Source organism: Amycolatopsis deserti (assembly GCF_014653945.1).
GTDB lineage: Bacteria > Actinomycetota > Actinomycetes > Mycobacteriales > Pseudonocardiaceae > Amycolatopsis_E > Amycolatopsis_E deserti.
Map to the genome: position 1 here is coordinate 383,122 of NZ_BNAU01000002.1, position 18,307 is coordinate 401,428.

General features: G+C 68.8%; 17 protein-coding genes. 11 read left to right on the top strand and 6 right to left on the bottom strand.

The genetic code is table 11. The features are described 5' to 3' along the window. Positions 1-301: 301 nt before the first annotated feature. Together IE290_RS10295 and IE290_RS10300 are read left to right on the top strand one after the other, a co-directional pair. On the top strand, positions 302-1,675 hold the full coding sequence (locus tag IE290_RS10295; protein ID WP_191244317.1) for an NAD-dependent succinate-semialdehyde dehydrogenase: 1,374 nt from the start codon (positions 302-304) through the stop codon (positions 1,673-1,675). A 15-nt stretch (positions 1,676-1,690) separates the two neighbouring features. Further along, entirely contained in the window at positions 1,691-2,812 is a 1,122-nt protein-coding gene (locus IE290_RS10300; protein ID WP_191244318.1) for a Zn-dependent alcohol dehydrogenase, read from the top strand. 184 nt (positions 2,813-2,996) lie between these two features. On the opposite strand, the gene IE290_RS10305 is transcribed toward IE290_RS10300, so the two are convergent. Together IE290_RS10305 and IE290_RS10310 are read right to left on the bottom strand one after the other, a co-directional pair. Further along, a complete protein-coding gene (locus IE290_RS10305) occupies positions 2,997-3,767 on the bottom strand; it encodes an SDR family NAD(P)-dependent oxidoreductase (RefSeq protein WP_191244319.1) in 771 nt (256 codons plus the stop codon). 68 nt (positions 3,768-3,835) lie between these two features. Then, the gene (locus tag IE290_RS10310; RefSeq protein WP_191244320.1) at positions 3,836-6,145 is read right to left on the bottom strand and encodes an ATP-binding protein; all 2,310 of its coding nucleotides are present in this window, start codon (positions 6,143-6,145) and stop codon (positions 3,836-3,838) included. Positions 6,146-6,318: 173 nt separating this feature from the next. On the opposite strand from IE290_RS10310, the gene IE290_RS10315 reads away from it, so the two are divergent. From IE290_RS10315 to IE290_RS10325, 3 genes are all read left to right on the top strand, one after another. Then, positions 6,319-6,978 carry a response regulator transcription factor gene (locus tag IE290_RS10315; RefSeq protein WP_191244321.1) on the top strand — a complete coding sequence of 220 codons (660 nt, stop codon included), beginning with the start codon at positions 6,319-6,321 and terminating at the stop codon, positions 6,976-6,978. Between the two features lie 74 nt (positions 6,979-7,052). After that, positions 7,053-7,454: a RidA family protein gene (locus tag IE290_RS10320; RefSeq protein WP_191244322.1), complete on the top strand. Its 402-nt coding sequence runs from the start codon at positions 7,053-7,055 to the stop codon at positions 7,452-7,454. Between the two features lie 67 nt (positions 7,455-7,521). Beyond that, on the top strand, positions 7,522-9,828 hold the full coding sequence (locus tag IE290_RS10325) for an ATP-binding protein (protein ID WP_229874384.1): 2,307 nt from the start codon (positions 7,522-7,524) through the stop codon (positions 9,826-9,828). 69 nt (positions 9,829-9,897) lie between these two features. On the opposite strand, the gene IE290_RS10330 is transcribed toward IE290_RS10325, so the two are convergent. Further along, on the bottom strand, positions 9,898-11,142 hold the full coding sequence (locus tag IE290_RS10330; protein WP_191244323.1) for a cytochrome P450: 1,245 nt from the start codon (positions 11,140-11,142) through the stop codon (positions 9,898-9,900). Positions 11,143-11,388: 246 nt separating this feature from the next. Between IE290_RS10330 and IE290_RS10335 the strand changes: the two genes are divergently transcribed. From IE290_RS10335 to IE290_RS10350, 4 genes are read left to right on the top strand one after another with little or no spacing between them, the layout of a single operon-like run. Further along, entirely contained in the window at positions 11,389-11,721 is a 333-nt protein-coding gene (locus IE290_RS10335; protein ID WP_191244324.1) for a hypothetical protein, read from the top strand. A gap of 26 nt (positions 11,722-11,747) precedes the next feature. After that, complete coding sequence (locus IE290_RS10340) at positions 11,748-12,056, top strand: hypothetical protein (protein ID WP_191244325.1); 309 nt, start codon at positions 11,748-11,750, stop codon at positions 12,054-12,056. Beyond that, on the top strand, positions 12,053-12,439 hold the full coding sequence (locus tag IE290_RS10345; RefSeq protein ID WP_191244326.1) for a hypothetical protein: 387 nt from the start codon (positions 12,053-12,055) through the stop codon (positions 12,437-12,439). Before IE290_RS10340 ends, IE290_RS10345 begins: the two co-directional genes overlap by 4 nt. Positions 12,440-12,450: 11 nt before the next feature. After that, on the top strand, positions 12,451-12,678 hold the full coding sequence (locus IE290_RS10350; RefSeq protein WP_191244327.1) for a hypothetical protein: 228 nt from the start codon (positions 12,451-12,453) through the stop codon (positions 12,676-12,678). Positions 12,679-12,742: 64 nt separating this feature from the next. Here IE290_RS10350 and IE290_RS10355 read toward each other — a convergent pair whose 3' ends face one another. Then, entirely contained in the window at positions 12,743-14,152 is a 1,410-nt protein-coding gene (locus IE290_RS10355; RefSeq protein ID WP_191244328.1) for an FAD-binding oxidoreductase, read from the bottom strand. A gap of 30 nt (positions 14,153-14,182) precedes the next feature. Further along, positions 14,183-15,652, bottom strand: coding sequence for an APC family permease (locus IE290_RS10360; protein ID WP_191244329.1), 1,470 nt, complete (start codon positions 15,650-15,652; stop codon positions 14,183-14,185). A 169-nt stretch (positions 15,653-15,821) separates the two neighbouring features. Here IE290_RS10360 and IE290_RS10365 point away from each other — a divergent pair, with 169 nt between their 5' ends. After that, positions 15,822-16,175, top strand: a complete 354-nt coding sequence (locus tag IE290_RS10365; protein WP_191244330.1) for a EutQ-related cupin domain-containing protein — start codon at positions 15,822-15,824, stop codon at positions 16,173-16,175. 78 nt (positions 16,176-16,253) lie between these two features. Here the strand turns inward: IE290_RS10365 and IE290_RS10370 are convergent, their stop codons facing one another. Then, on the bottom strand, positions 16,254-17,828 hold the full coding sequence (locus IE290_RS10370; RefSeq protein ID WP_191244331.1) for an AMP-binding protein: 1,575 nt from the start codon (positions 17,826-17,828) through the stop codon (positions 16,254-16,256). A gap of 218 nt (positions 17,829-18,046) precedes the next feature. On the opposite strand from IE290_RS10370, the gene IE290_RS10375 reads away from it, so the two are divergent. Further along, positions 18,047-18,274 (top strand): hypothetical protein, encoded by a 228-nt coding sequence (locus tag IE290_RS10375; RefSeq protein ID WP_191244332.1) that lies wholly within the window; start codon positions 18,047-18,049, stop codon positions 18,272-18,274. Positions 18,275-18,307 lie beyond the last annotated feature (33 nt).

An 18,307-nucleotide genomic window follows, 5' to 3' on the forward strand; every position in this document is an offset into this window, starting at 1 on the left:
TCCTGTCGTTGTTCAGGGGGAGGTCGGTTCAGCACAACCGCACGGGCATCGCCGTGTCCTGGGTGAGCGTGTACGAGGTCGCCATCCGGCCGAAGCGAGCACGTCGCTCTCGGACCAGAAAACGCCACTCGGCGCTGGAGACGTAGCGCTGCGCAAGAAATGTGCCCACATGGGTGGCTGCCGCGCGGCCTCCGCGTGCCTTCCCCCGGACGGGCGCTCAATGCCGGCCACGCCGTCCGCGAGGCGCGGGGTGTGCCTTGAATGGCGCAGCGCCCGGACGAGCTGACGAGCGAGGGACCCGATGAGCAAGTACACCGTGACCGACCCCAGCACCGGGGAGACGGTCTCGAAGTTCGCGACGTTCACCGACGAGGAGGTGAGAGCCGGCATCGACCGCGCGGACTCCGCGTACCGGAACTGGGGCCGGTCGTCGCCGTTGGCCGAACGGTCCGCTCTTCTCAGCCGGGTTGCCGCGCTGTACCGGGAGCGGCGCGAGGGCCTCGCCCGCATTGTCGTGCGCGAAGTGGGCAAGCCGATCACATCCGCACTCGGCGAGGTCGACGTCTGCGCTGACATCTTCCAGTACTACTCGGACAAGGCGGAGGAGTTCCTCGCCGACGAGCAACTGGAACTGCTGACGACACCGGGCAAGGCGATAATCCGGCGCACTCCGATCGGGGTGGTCCTCGGGGTCATGCCGTGGAACTACCCGTACTACCAGGTGGCGCGGTTCGCCGCGCCGAACTTGCTCCTCGGCAACACGATCCTGCTCAAGCACGCCTCGCAGTGCCCCGAATCGGCCGCGGCGATCGCGGGGATCTTCGCCGACGCGGGATATCCCGAAGGCGCGTACGAAATGCTGTACGCCACCAGCGCGCAAATCGAGGACGTCCTCGCCGATCCGCGGGTGCAGGGGGTTTCGGTCACCGGGTCCGAAGCCGCCGGCTCGGCCGTCGCGCGAATCGCCGGGCAGCACCTGAAGAAGGTCGTGCTGGAACTCGGCGGCTCGGACCCGTTCATCGTGCTCAGTTCGGACGACCTCGACGCGACCGTCGAATGCGCGCTGTGGGCGCGGTTCTACGAGAACGCCGGGCAAGTCTGCTGCGGCGCCAAGCGGTTCATCCTCGCCGACGAGGTGTATGAGCCGTTCCTGGAGAAGTTCCTCGCGGCGCTGCGGAAACTGCGGCCGTCCGACCCGGCGAAACCGGACACGCTGCTAGGGCCGGTGTCCTCGGTGGCGGCCGCGGACTTCCTGGCCGATCAGCTGAATCGGGCCGTCGCGAGTGGCGCGCGCGTCGCGCTCGGCGGCGGACGGCACGGTGCGTTCGTCGAGCCGACCGTGCTGGTCGACATCGCCCCCGGGAACGAGGCCGCCCGCGAAGAGTTCTTCGGCCCCTTCGCCCACGTTTACCGCGTCGCGTCCGAGGAAGAGGCCATCGCCGTCGCCAACGACACCCCGTTCGGGCTCGGAGCGTACGTGTTCAGCGCGGACCAGGAACAGGCGCTGCGGGTGGCCGACCGGATCGACGCCGGGATGGTGTCGGTCAACACCTTCGGTGGCGAAGGCCCGGAAGTGCCGTTCGGAGGGACCAAGCGCTCCGGCTTCGGCCGCGAGCTGGGGCGGTTCGGACTGGACGAATTCGCCAACCGCAAGCTCATTCGCACCGGCGTGTGACAGGAGGACCGAACAATGGGATTCGAAGGGCGCACGACCCGCGCCGCGGTGATGTACGGCGTCAACGAGCCGCTGATCGTCGAGGAGATCGAGATCGCCGAGCCCGGCCCGGGCGAGGTCATGGTCAAGCTCGCCGCGAGCAGCGTCTGCCACAGCGATCTGCACGCTCTGGACGGTGGCTGGCCGCCGCAAGTCCCGATCGTGCTCGGGCACGAGGGCGCCGGCACGATCGAGGCGGTGGGGCCGGGCGTGACCCGCCATGCGGTGGGCGACCCGGTGTCGCTCTCCTGGACGCCGGGCTGCGAGCGGTGCCGGTTCTGCCTGGTCGGCCGCCCGAACCTGTGCGAGCGGATGATGGCGACGACCGGCTCGAACGTGATGGTCGACGGCACGACCCGGCTGCGCAAGGGCGGCCAGGAGATCTACACCTACATGGGGACGGGCTCGTTCAGCGGGTACACGGTCGTCCCGGAGACCGGTGCGATCCCGATCCCGGCCGGCTCCCACCTGGACGTCGCTGCCGTCGTCGGCTGCGCCGTCACGACCGGATTCGGGGCCGCGACCAAGACCGCGCGGATCGCCGTCGGCGACACCGCCGTCGTGATCGGGCTCGGCGGTGTCGGGCTGTCGGTCATCCAGGGCTGCGTCGCCCAGTCGGCCGGCATGGTGATCGCGGTCGACGTCCACGAGGACAAGCTGGCGACCGCCAAGCACTTCGGCGCCACGCACGTGGTCAACGCACGCGAGACCGACGTCTCGGCCGCAGTCGCCGAACTGACCGGCGGGCGCGGAGCGGACGTCGCGTTCGAGGCGATCGGCCTCAAGGCCACGATCGAGCAGACGATCGGGGTGCTCGGCCCCCGGGGCACGGCCGTGCTCGTGGGCATGCCGCCGTCGGGTGTCACGTTCGAGGCCGACCCGACGCTCGTCGCCATGATGGAGCTGAGCATCGTGGGTTCCAACTACGGTTCGGCGAACCCTCCGGTGGATTTCCCGCGGATCCTGGGTTTGGCCCAGCTGGGCAGGCTCGATCTCGCATCGCTGATCACGCGGCGCATCGCGCTCGAGGACATCAACGAAGCGTTCGAGGACATGAAGCGAGGCGAGGGAATCCGCACCGTCGTCAGCCACCGCTGATGACGGTGGATCGTCAGGCGACGTCGCCGCGTCGCCTGACGATCCACGCGGCGACGTGCCCTTCCGCGGTGCGCGGGGAAGCCCGGCCGCGCGCGCGGGGGGACGCTTCGTCGGCACAGCGCGGACAGCGCGTTCAGGTCGCGCTGTCCGCGGGCGCCGAGCGCGCGTCAAAGACCGCGGCGGGCTACTGGACGGTCACGCCGCCGTCGACGACCAAGACCTGCGCCGTCATGTAGTCGGACGCGCGGGAGGCCAGGAAGACCGCGGGGCCGACGAATTCGGCGGGCTGCGACCAGCGCCCCATCGGCACCTGGTGCCGGATGAAGGTCGCGACGTCCTCGTTCGCCGCCAGGTCCGGCAGCATCGCCGTTTCCACGTAGCCCGGGGCGATCGCGTTGACCTGGACGCCCTTGCGGGCCCACTCCAGCCCGATCGCGCGGGTCACCCCGATCAGCCCGTGCTTGGCCGCGATGTAGGCGCTGTCGTTGCGCATCGCGACCAGGCCGAGCACCGAGGCGATGTTGATGACCTTCCCGCCGCCGTCCTTCAGGTACGGCGACGCGGCCTTGGTGAGAAGCCAGCACGACTGCAGGTTCAGTTCCAGGACCCGCTGCCACACCGACAGGTCCGTCTTTTCGATGGACGAGTCGTGGTCGTCGCCGGCGTTGTTGACGAGGATGTCGAGGCCGCCCAGCGTCTTCGCCGCATCCTCGACACACGCTTCGATCGCCGCCGGCGAGCGAAGGTCGACCGCGTAAGGGGTGACGCTGCCGGGCGCGTCGGCGGCCAGTTTCGCGGTCTCCTTCAGGCCGTCTTCCGAGCGGGCGGCACCGATCACGTGCGCGCCCTGGTGCGCGAACCCCACCGCGATCGCCTGCCCGATGCCGCGGCTGGCGCCGGTCACGAGTGCGCGACGGCCGGTGAGGTCGAAGTCGGGAACGTATGCGTTGGTCATGGCGGCACCATGGCAGCCGATCCGCCGCCGCCCGCACGGCCGAAGACGAAAACAGCCCGATCGGGGGCTCAGCCGGCGTTCTTCCGTTGCTGGGCGATCCAGTTCGCGATCTGGGTGCGTGTCGTGAAGCCCAGCTTCGTCAGCGCCTTCTCGACGTGCCCGTCGACGGTCCGCGTGGACAGGACCAAGCGCGCCGCGATGTCCCGGTTGGTCAGTCCCTCCGCCACCAGCTCGGCGACCTCACGTTCTCGCTTCGTCAGGACGGAGCCCTGCTTCCGCGTCGCGGCTGACGCCGTGGACAGTTCTCCCAGGGCCAGCGCGAAAGCGGCGTCGGGGTGCAGAGCGCGCCCCCGGTCGAACGCGGCCTGGAACTCCGCCTCCCCCAGCTGCTTCCGGGCCATCTGCTCGAACCGCGCGTGGTGCTCGATCAGGTGCACCGACCCGACCAGCGGCGACCCGAGGGATCCCCACAACGTGGCGGAGCCGCCGAACAGCGCGGCCGCCCGATCACCGTGTCCCTGCGCCGCCATCGTCCAGGCCAGGAGGTCGAGCGCGAGGGCGAGCCCGAGCGTGTCGTGGAACATCCGCTTGATCCGGATCGCCTCGGTCAGATCGGCTTCCGCCTGCTCCGGCTTCCCGGCGAGCAGGTTCAGCAGGCCGCGCACCCACAACGCGTAGGAGAACTGCCACCGTTCCCCGACCTGGGCGCAGTGGTCGAAGAACTCCTCGAGCACCCGCGCGGCCCGATCGAAATCTCCGGCCAGGACGAGCACACACGCCATCTCCGTGCGCAGGAGATCCGGGTACTGCTGCTCCACCTCGCTCTGTTCGTACTGCTCGAGCGCTTCGTCGAACAGGGCGATCGCCTCCGACAGGTCGGCGTCGAAGTAGTGGCCCACGGCCAGAACGTGCTTCGCGTAGGCCCGCACACCGGGGTCGTCGAGGTGCTCAGCGAGCTCGGCCGCCTGCCGGGCCAACCGGGTCGCTCCGGGCTCGTCTCCCTGAACGCTCGCGAGGTAGGCGGTGGTCGCCAGGCCCCACGCCCGTTCCCGGGTCGGTTCCGGACAGAGCGGCAACGCCCGCTCCAGCCACAGCCGGCCCTCGGTGATGTGGTCCATGGCCAGCCAGAACCACACCATGCCGGCCATGCGCAGACCCCGGCGCGCGGTTCCCCGATCCGAGAGGCACGCCTCGAACGCGCGGCGCAGGTTGGCGTGCTCCGCGCGCAGCCGCCCCGCCCACTCCAGCTGCCGGGGACCGCCCCACTCCGTGTCGGCTTGTTCCAGGAGACCGGCGTAATAGTCGCGATGCCGGTGGTGCACCGCGGACTCCGCGCCGGTTTCGGCGAGGCGGGCCTGTCCGTATTCGCGCAGGGTTTCGAGGATGGCGAACCGGGCGTGCCCGTCCCGGTCTTCCCGGATGAAGACCGACTTGTCGAGCAGGCCGGCGACCGTGTCGAGGACAGCTCGGGCAGGCAGTGTCTCGTCGGTGCAGACCGCCTCGAGCGCCGCCGCGTCGAATCCGCCTGCGAACACGGACGCCCGGGCCCACAGCACCTGCTCGCCCGGAGTACACAGTTCGTAACTCCAGTCGACCAGTGCCTGCAGCGTCCGGTGCCGCTCCGGGTCGTCGCGGTTGCCCTCGCGTAGCAGCTGGAACCGGTCGTCGAGCCGGCGCTCGAGATCGTCGACGCTGAGCACCCGCAGCCGCACCGCCGCCAGCTCGATCGCCAACGGAATCCCCTCCAGCCGGCGACACAGCCGCACGACCGCCTGCTCGTTGGCCGCGGTGAGCTCAAATCCGGGAACGACCGCCGCCGACCGCTCAGCGAACAGCGCGACAGCCGGGAACCGGGTCGCGGTGCCCGGTTCCAGCGGTTCGCCCGGTTCGGGCACCGGCAGCGGCGGCACCGGGAAGACGTGCTCGCCGGTCAGGCGGAGGGCCTGCCTGCTGGTGGCGAGCACCCGGACGTGCGGCGCGGCCCGCAGCACCTGGCCGGTCAGCTCCCCGGCGGCGTCGATGAGGTGCTCGCAGTTGTCCAGGACGAGCAGCATGCGGCGGTCCCGCAGGTGGTCACACACGATCGCGGCCGGTGGCCGGGCCGACTGCTCGCTGATCCCCAGCGCGTCCACCACCGTGTGCGGCAGCAACGCGGGATCCTTCAGCGAGGCCAGCTCGACCAGGCACGTCCCGTCCGGGAATGCCCTACGCACCTCGGCGGCCACGCTCAGGGCGAGCCGCGTCTTCCCCACCCCGCCGATGCCGGTCAAGGTCACCAGCCGGGCGGTGGTCAGCAACTGCCGGACGGCGGCGACGTCCTGCCGGCGTCCGACGAAGCTCGTGAGGTCGGCGGGCACGGTGCTCGGCTTCTCTGCCATGGGGTCCCTACGTGCGCGGACGGAGTGCGATCGGGCGATCGTACGTCCGCGTCCCGGCGGTCAGCCAGGCGATGGAACCCCCACACAGGTAGGTGTGCGGGTAGTTTCCCGCGTGCCCCCGTCGCCCTGCGCAGTGATTCTGGGCACAGCTTCGAACTGCGGAGGTGTTGCGAATGACCCTGGTCACCGTCGATCGGGTCGAAATGGACGACGAACGGGCACCCGACGACCGCTGCCAGGTCCAGCAGGTGCTGGTGGTGGACGAGAACGAGCTCGTGCTGGCCGGGCTGCGCGCGCTGCTGTCGGCCGAGCGGTGGGTGGGCTCCTGCCTCACGGCCGGCTCGGCGGATGCGGCGTGGCAGGTGGCCAGGCGGCAGAACCCGCAGCTGGTGCTCGTCAGCACGTCACTCGGCGGACGGTCCGCGCTGGAGCTGTGCCACACGTTCAAGGAGCGGATGCCGCACGTCCGGATCGTCCTGATGTCCGGCGAGGGACGCCTGTCGGCGGCCTCGGCCCAGCTGCACGGCGCCGTCGCGGCCGTCCCGAAGCAGATGCCGGCCGCCGCGATCGTGTCGACGATCCGCCGCGTCGCGGCGGGCGCGCGGGTATTCGCCAAAGGCGCGGCGTCGACCTTGCCGGAACAGCTGTCGCAGCGCGAACTGTCCGTTTTGCAGCACTTGGCCCTGGGGATGAGCAACCAGGAGGTCGCGGAGGCGCTGTGCCTGTCCCGCTGGACGGTCAAGCAGCACACCAGCGCCGTCTATCGCAAGCTGGGCGTGCGTAACCGCGCGGGCGCGGCCAGCCGCGCCCAGCACCTGGGCCTGCTGCCCTGACCACCGATCCCCCGGACGGGCGCTGTCCCGATCGAAAGCCCCGATTCCACCCCGAGAAAGGACATGGTGCGCGCATGCCGCACGAGAAGATCGATCCCGACACCCTCGCCCGCCCGCACGGGTTCGCCCAGGTCGTCGTCGCCCAGGGCAGCCGGATCGTGGTGACCTCGGGACAAGTGGGCGTCGACACCGACGGCAAGCTGGTCGGTAGCGACCACCGGAGCCAGGCGCAGCGCGCCGCCGAGAACGTCTACGCGGCCGTCGCAGCCGCGGGCGGCACGCCCGCCGACATCGTGCGGCTGATGATCTACGTGGTCGACCCGACCGAGGCCACCCTGAACGACCTCTACCAGGGCCTCGCCGCGGCGGCGCGGGAGGCCGGCGCGGGCCGGACCGCGATGACCCTGGTCGGCGTCACGGCGCTGTCGGAGCCCGGCTGGCTGGTCGAGCTGGACGCGACCGCGATCCTCGACTAGCTTCCTGGGCCACCGAGCGACCCGCGAAGGGCGTTGGCACAGCGCTGCACCGAGGAGGACAGGCTTGGTGTCTGAGCCTTCGACGCCGGAAACCGCTCTGCCTGCCGACGTTTCGAGCTTCGTCGGCAGGCACAGCGACCTGGAGTCGATCCGGCGACTGTTCTCGTCCGCGCGGATGGTGACGCTCGTCGGCATCGGCGGGGTCGGCAAAACGCGGCTGGCGCTTCGGGCCGCCGACGAGATGCGACGGGCGTTCCCCGATGGTGTCTGCCTGGCCGAACTCGCCTCGCTCACCGAACCCGATCTGCTTCCCCACGCGGTGCTCGACGCGCTGCGAATCCGCGAACGGCCCGAAGTGGACGCTGCGGTCGCGCTCGACGAGCACGTGCGCGACCGCAGGATGCTCCTGGTGCTGGACAACTGCGAGCACCTCGTCGACGCCGTGGCTGCCCTCGTGGGCCGGCTCCTGCGCTCGGCACCCGATCTGAAGGTGCTCGCGACCAGCCGGCACGCACTGCGCATCGCGGGCGAGCACCTCTACCCGGTGCTGCCGCTGCGCGTGCCTGACCCCGACGGACCGTCCGAAGACGGCACCGCACTGGACTATTCGGCGGTCGCGCTCTTCCGGGACCGCGCGACCGCCGCGATGCCAGGATTCGCGATCACCGCGGACAACGAAGCCGCCATCGTCCGGTTGTGCCGGCGTCTCGAAGGCATTCCGCTGGCGATCGAACTCGCCGCCGCGCGGCTGCGGGTCCTGACCCTGCCGGAACTGGCCAACCGCCTCGACGACCGCTTCGAGCTGCTCCGGGAGGGCATCCGCGATCTCCCGGACCGGCACCGGACGCTCGGCGCGTTGATCGACTGGAGCCACGACCTCTGCACGCCCGCCGAACAGCTCCTGTGGGCGCGCGCTTCAGTCTTCGCGGGCGGATTCGCGGTCGACGCGCTGGAGGCAGTCTGCACCGACGACCTCCTGCCGCCCGCGGTCCTCCTGGACACCCTCGCCGGTCTCGTCGACAAATCCGTCGTCTCCCGCGAGGAGCACGGTGGGCAGGTCCGGTTCCGGATGCTGGAGACGATCCGCGAGTACGGCCAGGCCCGCCTGGCCGAGTCGGGCGAAGGTCCGTCCCTCGCCCGGCGGCACCGGGACTGGTTCGCCGACCTCGTGAACACCGCGACGCGACAGTGGGCGGGCCCGCGTCAGGTGGACTGGGCCGTGCGGCTGCAGCTCGATCACGCGGACATCCGGCTGGCGCTCGAGTACTCGATGACCCGCCCCGGCGAGGTGGCGACCGGACTCCGGATCGCGGCCCAGCCGTGGTTCTGGTCGGCGACGGACCATCTGAACGAGGCTCGGGTGTGGCTGGACCGAGGGTTGGCCCAGTTGTCGGAGCCGTCCCACGAGCACGCCTGGGCGCTGGCGACGCGCGCCTACATCGCGGCCTTCCGCGGAGACGACGCCGCGCTGCACGAGATGCCGGAGCGGGCCCGCGACATGGCGCTCGACCTCGGCGACCAGCCGGCCCTCGCGCTCGCCAACCACGTGATCGGATTCCGCCGGGCGCTCGGGCACGGCGAGATCCGGTCCGCGATTCCGTTGTTCACCGAAGCGATGCGGCAATACGACAAGACCGGGATGGCCGCTCAATACCACGACGCCGCCGTGGTCGAGCTGGCGACGACGTACGCGCTCTTGCACGAATTCGACAACGCCATGGAACTGGCCGACGACCTCTTCGAGCGCTGCCGCTCGAAGGGCGAGCGCTGGAACCTCTCGTACGCGATGTGGTTGCGCGCACTGATCTCCTTGCTCAAGAAGGAGAACCCGCACCGAGCAGAGGAGACCCTGCTGGAGGTGCTGCGCATCAAGCGGGTCTTCCGGGACACGCTCGGACTGGCCCTGACGCTCGAAGTGCTCGCCTGGGCGACCGCGGCGAAAGGCGAGGCGGAGCGCGCAGGAGTGCTCGTCGGCGGCACCGACCGGATCTGGCGGACGATCGGCTCCCGTCATCTGCAAGGCAAGCGCGCGCACTACGAGGCGCTGGCCCGCGCGAGCGTCGGCGACAGCTGTTACGAAGCCGCCCGCGCACGCGGCGGCGAACTCGGTGTCGACGAGCTGCTGCGGTACGCGTTGCCCGAGGCCACGGGCGGCACAGCTCCCCCACCCCCGCCAACCCGCCTGACCCGCAGGGAACGCCAGGTCGCCGAATTGGTCGCCGAGGGCATGTCCAACCGCCAGATCGCCGAGGAACTGGTGATCTCCCGGCGCACCGCCGAAGGGCACGTGGAGAAGGTTCTCGCCAAACTGGGCTTCACGGCCCGTACTCAGATCGCGATCTGGATAGCCCGGAACCCGGCAGGAGACCGCTGACCGATTCGCCGGGCCCGCACGCACAGGTGCGGCCCGGCGAAGCAGTGCGAAACGGGCGGCTCCCAGCGGTCAGCGGAGCCGGACGGGCATCGCCGTGTACTGGTTGAGCGAATACGACGACGCCCTCGAAGTTTCTCCGGCCAACCGGATGCCCGGATAGCGTTTGAGCGTGCCTTCGATCATCAGCCGCAGTTCGAGCCGGGCCAAAGCCGCGCCGAGGCAGAAGTGCCTGCCACCGCCACCGAACGCCTGGTGCTCGGGATTGCGGCGGACGTCGAACACGTCCGGGTTCTCGTACCGGCTCTCGTCCCGGTTGCCCGAGGAGTACCACATGGCAACCTTTTCGTTTTCCCGCACGAGCTTTCCGCCGAGTTCGACGTCGCGGGTCGCCGTGCGGCAGAAACTCGTGAACGGCGGGAACATCCGCAGCGCTTCTTCCACCGCGCTGGGGATCAGCGACGGATCGTCGACCAGCAGCTGCAGCTGGTCGGGGTGCTCCATCAGCGCCTTCATCGCGCTGACGTAGGTCGATTTGGTGCTGTCGTTGCCCGCGGAAAGCACGAGCAGGATGGTCATCGCGATCTCTTCGTCGGTCAACGGCGCGCCTTCCACCTCACCGTTGACCATCACGCTGATCAAGTCCTCCGTGCCCGGGTTCGGGCCGGCGTCCGCACGGCGACGAGGCTCGATCATCTTCGTCGCCTCCCGCACGAGGAACGGAACGAACTCGTTCACGTACTCGTCCAACCCTCCTGGGTTGTACCCCGGGTCCTCGCGGGCCATGTAGCGATTCATGTACGCGGCCCATTTGGCGTCCTCTTCCTCCGGGATCCCGCACATGCCGTGGATGACCCGCGAGACGATCGGCTGTGCGACCTCCTCGACCAGATCGACCGTTTCCCTCCCCTCGATGCGGCTGAAGACGGTGTCCACGATGCCGCGGATCCACGGTTCGTCCGCGGCGATCCGCGACGGCGTGAACCGTTCCAGGAACAGGGTTTTGAACCGGTCGTGGCGCGGTGGGTCCATGGCGATGAACGTCTTGTTGTCCAGCTCGGTGATCACCTTGTTGTCGAGGTTGTCGATCCCGGTGCGCTGCGAGGAGTAGGTCTTCCAGTCCCGGCTGACCGCCTCGATGTCCTTGGCCCTGGTCACCGACCAGAAGCCCGGCATGTCCTGCGGGCCCGGCGGGCCCGACCAGTGCACCGGGCATTCCGCGCGCATCCGGGCGAAAAGTTCGAGCGGCGGCCCCTCCTGCCAGAACTCGGGGTCGCCGACATTGAGCTGCTCGACAGGTTGTTCCCTCGCGGCCATCAGACCCTCCAGAATTCGATCGCGAACCGCGGTGCGCGGCTGAAGTTCCTGCTCCAGTGGTACCGGTTCCGCCTGGCCGGAAACGAGATCCGCGGCGGACCACGCCCGTTCAGGGGATCGTCCTGGACGGGCGCGGTTCCGGCTGCCCGCCCCCGAACGGGCAGATCCGCAGCGTTCGCCCCGATGTGAAGTCCGGATGCGAGTGAATGGGCACCACGTCCACACCGACCGAAAGGAGCGCCGTTCATGAGCAATGAGATGATCGGAGCTGCTGGTACGAGCACCGGAATTCACCGCATCGACGATCTCCCGGTCTTCACCGAGATCGAGTCACCGGACTTCGGCGCCGACCTGGACTGGATCGCCGACGATCTGTGCCGACGGGACTATCAGGGACTGCTGAGGCACGACAACCTCGGTGTGGTCGTCTACCGGAACGCCGACCTCATCGCGCTCGGCACGCACCAGGACGTCAGCCACCAAGACGTGCTGAACGACGTCGAGGGCTCCAGGACCGCTTCATGCGCGCCAGCACCTTCGGCATGCAGCCACCGGAACATCGGCCCGCCAAGTCCCTGATCAGCAGGGAGCTCACGCCCAAGAGCGTGCGCCGTTTCCAAGACGCCGCGAACCAGGCGGTGCGCGGTGCGCTGGACTCGGTCGCCGGGCGTCCGGAGATCGACTTCGTGCCGGAGTTCGTCCATCCGGTGCTGGCCGGTTTCTGGCAGACGGTGCTCGGCTTGACACCGGCCGAAAGCGACGAGATCTTCGCGATGCTGCCTGATTTCTTCCTCCCGAGTCCGAGCACGTTGTTCGCCGCTGCCGCGCCCGCGGTGTTGAACGCGTCCGGCAGCGCCACCCCGAAGTGGGTGCACACGTTTTCCGGACGCCCGAGCTCGCCCATGTTCGCGTGATCGCTCGCGAGATCGACGAGCAGGTCGTGCTTGTCGGTGCTCATTTCGCGCTCCAGCGCCGCGGTGATCAGGTCGATGAACCGGTTGGCGGCGCGCGTCGCACCCCTCTCGCCATGCTGTGGGCGTTCGGCAACCGGGACCCGGAAACGTATGAAAAGCCCAACGAGTACCGGTTGGAACGGGACCACCGAGCCTTGCAGACCACCTTCGGCACCGGTTTCTACACCTGCCCGGGCCGCCACGTCGCAAAGCTGATCAGCGAAACGATCCTCTCCGCGCTCTGCGACTCCTCTCTCGAGGTCGTCGTCAACGACGTCGAGGAGGGCCAGGCGTCCTTCGTCCACGAGCCGGCACGGATGGTCGTGTCGATCCGTGAGTCGTGAAGCGGCCCGCCGTGGCTGAAGAAGTCAGCTTCGAACGCGACATCAAACCGCTGTTCCGGGAGCAAGACGTCCGCGTCATGCGCTACGCGTTCGACCTGTCGTCCTACGCCGATGTCCGCCCGCGCGCGGAACTGATCTACGAGCACATCGAGGACGGCACGACGCCCTGTGACGTCCTGTGGCCAGAGGAAGATCTGGCTTTGCTCCGCGCCTGGATCGACGGCGGAAAACAACCATGACAACACAGCGAAGGCCTCCGGTCGCCCGCACGACCGGAGGCCTTCGCCGTTCCGCCTCGCCGTGTCAGGCGGGCGGGATGTTGTGGTTGCGGTGGAACACGTTCTCCGGGTCGTACTGCTTCTTCACCGCCCGCAGCCTCGCCCACGCTTCGTCGCCGTGCGCCTTGCGATGCCGCTCAACGTCAGGGACCTGCTGGACGTTCCCGTACACGATCCCGGTGGTGGCGCCGGTTCGGCGCACGGCCTCGATGGTCTCGTCCGACCAGGAAGCATGCGCTTCGTCTCCCGATGCGTCTTCCCAGAACGCCGCTGTCCCGATGCTCCACGCGCCGCGGCGGCCACGCGGGAAGCAACCCGGGTCGTCGGGAACGTCGGCCAAGGCGCCCCGGTAGGAGTACATGATCAGGTATCCGGTCAGCCCGCGTTCCGCCAGCAACCTGGCCTGCCCGACGACCGTGTCGATCACCTCGTCGGTCAGTTCGCCGACCTGCTCCTCGTCGTACCATTGCCGGACGGCAGGGTAGTCCGCGTCCATCGAGAGCATGAATTCGAGCAGCTCCCGCTCGCCCAGTTCGCCGACGGCCGGTGGGAACGCGTCCAGCAGCGGCTGGACGTCCTTGCGCCCCCGTTCCAGGTCGTCGCCGACATGGACGACGGTCACCGACAAGACCAGCTTCCCGTGCAGGTGCTCCGGAATCCAGTCCTCCGCGGGCGCCGGGAGGAAGTCCAGCATCAGGGTGAAGTCGCCGGACGCGCTGAGGTTGAACTCGCGCAGGAACCGCAGGATCTCCCCGGCCTCCGCCCCGTCATAGATCAACCCTCCCGCCAGCATCGGCCCGATCGGGTGCAGCTTCATCTTGATCCAGGTGACGACACCGAAGTTGGCGGCTTCGCCGCGCAGCGCCCAGAACAAGTCGGGATTCTCGTCGGGCGCGGCGCGAAGGACGGAACCGTCGGCCGTGACGACCTCGGCCTCGAGGATGGTGTCGACACCCCACCCGAGTTTGGGCGACATCCAGCCGATCCCGCCGTGCAGGACGACGCCGCCGACTCCGGTCGACGTCGCGGCGCCCACGACCGCACCCAGTCCGTGCACGAGGGTCGCCGCTTCGAGATCGGCGCCGTTCGCACCGGTCTGCACCCAGGCGGTCTGCTCCTTCGGGTCCACTTTGACCGACCGCATCGGAGCCAGGTCGATGACGACCCCGCCGTCCGCCGAGGCGAAGCCGGCCATGTGCCGTCCCTGCGACTTGACTGCGATCTCCAGCCCGTTCGAGGTGGCGTACCGCACGGCTGCCACGACGTCGGCCGTTCCCGCGCAGCGCGCGATCAGCGCCGGACGCTGGTCGTGGCAGGCGTTGAACAGTTTGCGCTGTTCGTCGTACGACGGGTCGTCCGGTTCCAGCAGCTCTCCACGGAAACGGACGCGAACCGCGTCCAATGCGGATTCGATGGTCGGGTCGTATGGCTTCATCGTTTGATACCTTGCTTTCTTTCGCGGATTTCAGTGGATGTCTTCCGGTGCGCCGATGCGCGTCCAGGCCTCAGGTTTAGCCGACCGCAACCAACGCGCGTAGGCCATGCCGCCAAGGGCGATCACGCAGATGGCCGCGATGCACCAACGGCCGACCGTCCCGTCGCCGCCCATCAGGAGATCGGTGTTCTTCGTCGCGAGGAAAAGCACGACCACGAAGCCCACCGTCGCGATCGCCGGCGCGATGATCGTCTTGAAGACTGAGGACTCGAGGTTTTTGTTCTTGCGGAAGAACACGATGATCGACACAGCCGTCCACGCCATCAGCGCGATCAGTCCCCACAGCCCGAGGCCTTGGAGCGCGACGTACCAGGTGGCCTCGTTGACGCGCACGATCGCGAGGACCAGGTCGACCGCGGTCACGACGCCGGCGAGCACTGCCGCCGCCCGGGCCGGGGCGTGCCGGCGCGGATGAACCTGGGCGAGCGGAGACGGCAGCACACCGTCCCGCGCAAGGGTGAAGGTGTACCGGGCGGCGATGTTCTGGATCGCGAGGATGGCAGCGAACAAGCTGGTGACGACCAGGACGTTCGCGGCGTCCCGGGCGACCGTGCCGACATACTGCTGGAGGCTGCCGAAGAAGCTCTCCGCGGGCGCGGCCGAGGCCTCCAGCGTGCCCTCCACCCCGAAGCCGGTGAGGTACGCCCAGGAGTTGAGTGCGTAGAAGCCGGCGAGAATGATGATCACCAGGTAGGTCGCGCGCGGAACCGTCCGGTCCGGGTCGCGGGTCTCCGACCGGAACACCTGGACGGATTCGAAGCCGGTCATGCAGGCGATCGCGAAGAGCAGCGCGAGTCCCCAGGAGCCGTTGCCGGCCCCGGCGGCGAGGTCGAGGCCGCGGCCCTGCGGACCGCCGTCGACGAACACCCGCAGGTCCCACACCAGCACGATGGCGACCTCGATGACGAGCAATACCCCGAGGACCTTGGTCGAAATGTCAATGTTGAACAGGCTCAGGGCCGACACCACCGACCAGGCGAGCAGCGTCCACGCCCACCACGGAAGATCGGGCCCGTGCAGCAGGCCGGTCGAGATCGTGTTCATCACGATGCCCATGAAGACGTAGGTGCCGGCCGCGAGGATCACGTAGGTCGCGAGAGCGGCGAAACCGGCGCCGAGTCCCGCTGTCCGGCCCATCGCGTGGGTGATGTAGCTGTAGAACGCGCCGGGCTGCGACATGTGACGGGCCATCGCCACCAGACCGGCGGCGAAAAGCAGCATCAGGACCATGGTTCCCAGGTAGACGAACGGCGTCGCCGGTCCGAGGCCGATGACGATCACGACCGGCATCAGCCCGGCCATGATTCCGATCGGCGCGTTGAACGCCAGGACGGTGAGAAGGAGCCCGCCGGTGCCGAGCTTGCCTTCGAGCTGCGGGGCGGCGACGGATTCGCCGGAGGCGGCGGAAACGGCCGGCTTCGTCGGCGGCGTGCTTTCCATGTGGTTCTCCAGTCTGTGCTCGAGTCGCCGAGACGGTAATCACATCGCCACAGCGCCGGGCCGTTCCCTGCCGATTGCGCACCCTTACGGGGGAGTGCCTGCCCGGCCAAATGCGACAACATGGGACTACCCGGGGAATGCCGCCCCCCGCAGCCGAGAGGAACGAAGCATGAACGCCCCCTCCGCAAGGAAGCTGGAGTTCGATCCCGCCCACCGCGACGCCATCGGCCCCATCAGCATCGACCGGCGCACGGTCGGCTCGGGGCTGGTCGATCTCGCGACCGGCTTCGCCGAGTTCGTCGACGACGCACCGGCCGACGAATGGGTCCAGCCCTACGAAGAAGCGTTGTACGTCCTCGAGGGCGAGCTGAAGATCCGCGTGAACGGCCACACGGTCGTCGGCACTCCCGGCGACGTCATCGCCGTCGAAAAGGGGGCGACGGTGTCCGCGTCCGGAAAGGTCGGCACCCGGGTCTACTTCGCCGTCGTACCCGCCAATTGGCGCGAGACTATGGGGCGGTGAATCGCGGAACGGAATCCGGCTCACCCCGTGGGGATGAGCCGGATTCCGTCTGTTCGCAATGGCTGATCTTCCGGTTCCTCAGCGCCGTCCGAGCGCCACGTTCGCGTCCCACGCCGCGGCGGTGATCCCGCGTTCGCGCACCTTGCGCTTCTCGATCCGCTCCGAAGGCGTCTTGGGCAGGCGGTCCACGAACTCGACGTAGCGCGGCACGGCGAAGCGCGGGAGATCTTCGCCCAGGAACTCGACGAGATCCCCCGGTTCCAGATCGGCTCCCGGAGCCACTACGACAAGCACCGCGACGTCCTCCTCCCCGACCTCCGACGGCACACCGATCGCCGCGACCTCCAGGACGTCGGGATGCGCCGCGGCCGCCTGCTCCACCTCCCACGCCGAAACGTTCTCGCCGCGCCGTCGGATCGAATCCTTCTTCCGGCCGATGTATTCGATCCAGCCCTCTTCGTCCTGCCGCACGAGATCCCCGGTGTGGAACCAGAGATTGCGCCACGCCTCGACCGTCTCCTCGGGCTTGTTCCAATAGCCCTGCATCATCGAGAAGTGATCACACGGCCGGTAGACGAGTTCGCCGACCTCGCCGGCGCTGACCTGCACGTCGTGGTCGTCCACCACCCGAACTTCGATTTCGGCGACCGGTTTCCCGATACTTCCCAACCGGGTCTCCTCCGGCGGGACCGCCGTGATCAACAGGCATTCGGTCATTCCGTAGCTCTCGACGATCTTGATCCCGAAGCGCTTCTCGAAATCCAGCATGATTTCTCGCGGCGTGGACGAGCACACCGCGATCCGGGCCGGGAGGTCGGCGTCGTCGGGTCGCGGCTGCTGTTTGTACAGCAGCCACAGCATCGTGCCGATCGTGCCGAAGATCGTCGCGCCGTGCTCGCGCACCTCGTTCCAGAAATCCCGCACGCTGAAGCGTTCGCCGAGCGCGACAACGCCACCGAAACACAAGCACGCCGACACGTAAGACCGCGCGTCGATGTGGAAAAGCGGTTGCACCAGGTAGTACACGTCGTCCGGGCGGAACCCGAAGAGGTTGTCGCCATGGCCGGCCTGGCCCGGGTAATAGCGTTGCGGCAGCATCACGCCCTTGGACGGGCCGGTCGTCCCCGAGGTGTACATGATGGTGGCGATCTCGTTCGGGCCGGGCGGTTCCAGATCTCCGCCCGAGGACCGGCCGAGCTCGAGGAGTTCGCCGAACGGCACCTGCCGGGAACGCGGCCTGGCCCCGTCCGGACCGCGTTCGCCGATCGGCACGACGACCTCGGGGTCGTAGTCGCTGGTCGCCGCGACGGCCGCGAGGTGGTCCGGCGACCCGATCAGCACCCGCGGCGCCGCGTCCTTGACGAGATAGTCCAGCAGCCGGCCGCGGACTTCCGCGTTGAAGGGCACGTCGATCGCCCGCGCTGCGTTGGCACCCAACCAGGCCCAAACGGCCTCCGGGCAGTTGCCGGCCATGATCCCGACCCGATCCCCGGGCTCGACACCGAGCGCGCGAAGACCCCGCGCCGTCGCTTCGACCCGGTCCAGCGCCTCACGATACGTGAACACCTGCCCCGAGACCCGCAGGAACTCCGTGTCGGGCGTTTCGGCCGCGGATCGCCGTAACGCTGCGAAGAGACTGTCGGGAAGCGTCATCGGACCATGACTCCAGTTCTGGCTGTGCGGACGGACTACCGCACTACTCTGTCCCGTAGAGGTCGCGCGGTCCGGCGACGAGGACCTTTGTCTGCCCCTTCGGGGGAACCGACTGGTCGGCCTACCCGATTCCCGCACTCTCTGTGCCCGCGCATCCGAGGCCGCCGTGCTGGCGCCGGACGATCAGACGATGAGTACAGGCAAGCAACGCCCGGGACATGACGCATGTGTCGGCGTTTGCGGCCTCACGGGAGCAGCGAGCAGTCGCAACTCCCCGCGGCTACGTCGCCTACTCGGGCAGCAACACAGCGTGGGCGCCAGGCGAGCAACTGCTGAACGGCTTTGGGACAACCCGCTTTTCTGCCGGTCCAGCCGGGCTGAGCCCGGCGCTGCCGCAAGGCATGGCGGAGTTCTACATCACCTCGCTCAACGCCTTCATCGAGTAGACGGCGTACCTGCTCCCCGCCGAGGTTCCGGCG

Coding starts and splice junctions, on each gene's coding strand:
- IE290_RS10295 (WP_191244317.1), top strand. CDS start 302: ATGAGCAAGTACACCGTGACCGACCCCAGCACCGGGGAGACGGTCTCG.
- IE290_RS10300 (WP_191244318.1), top strand. CDS start 1,691: ATGGGATTCGAAGGGCGCACGACCCGCGCCGCGGTGATGTACGGCGTC.
- IE290_RS10305 (WP_191244319.1), bottom strand. CDS start 3,767: ATGACCAACGCATACGTTCCCGACTTCGACCTCACCGGCCGTCGCGCA.
- IE290_RS10310 (WP_191244320.1), bottom strand. CDS start 6,145: ATGGCAGAGAAGCCGAGCACCGTGCCCGCCGACCTCACGAGCTTCGTC.
- IE290_RS10315 (WP_191244321.1), top strand. CDS start 6,319: ATGACCCTGGTCACCGTCGATCGGGTCGAAATGGACGACGAACGGGCA.
- IE290_RS10320 (WP_191244322.1), top strand. CDS start 7,053: ATGCCGCACGAGAAGATCGATCCCGACACCCTCGCCCGCCCGCACGGG.
- IE290_RS10330 (WP_191244323.1), bottom strand. CDS start 11,142: ATGGCCGCGAGGGAACAACCTGTCGAGCAGCTCAATGTCGGCGACCCC.
- IE290_RS10335 (WP_191244324.1), top strand. CDS start 11,389: ATGAGCAATGAGATGATCGGAGCTGCTGGTACGAGCACCGGAATTCAC.
- IE290_RS10355 (WP_191244328.1), bottom strand. CDS start 14,152: ATGAAGCCATACGACCCGACCATCGAATCCGCATTGGACGCGGTTCGC.
- IE290_RS10360 (WP_191244329.1), bottom strand. CDS start 15,652: ATGGAAAGCACGCCGCCGACGAAGCCGGCCGTTTCCGCCGCCTCCGGC.
- IE290_RS10365 (WP_191244330.1), top strand. CDS start 15,822: ATGAACGCCCCCTCCGCAAGGAAGCTGGAGTTCGATCCCGCCCACCGC.
- IE290_RS10370 (WP_191244331.1), bottom strand. CDS start 17,828: ATGACGCTTCCCGACAGTCTCTTCGCAGCGTTACGGCGATCCGCGGCC.
- IE290_RS10375 (WP_191244332.1), top strand. CDS start 18,047: ATGACGCATGTGTCGGCGTTTGCGGCCTCACGGGAGCAGCGAGCAGTC.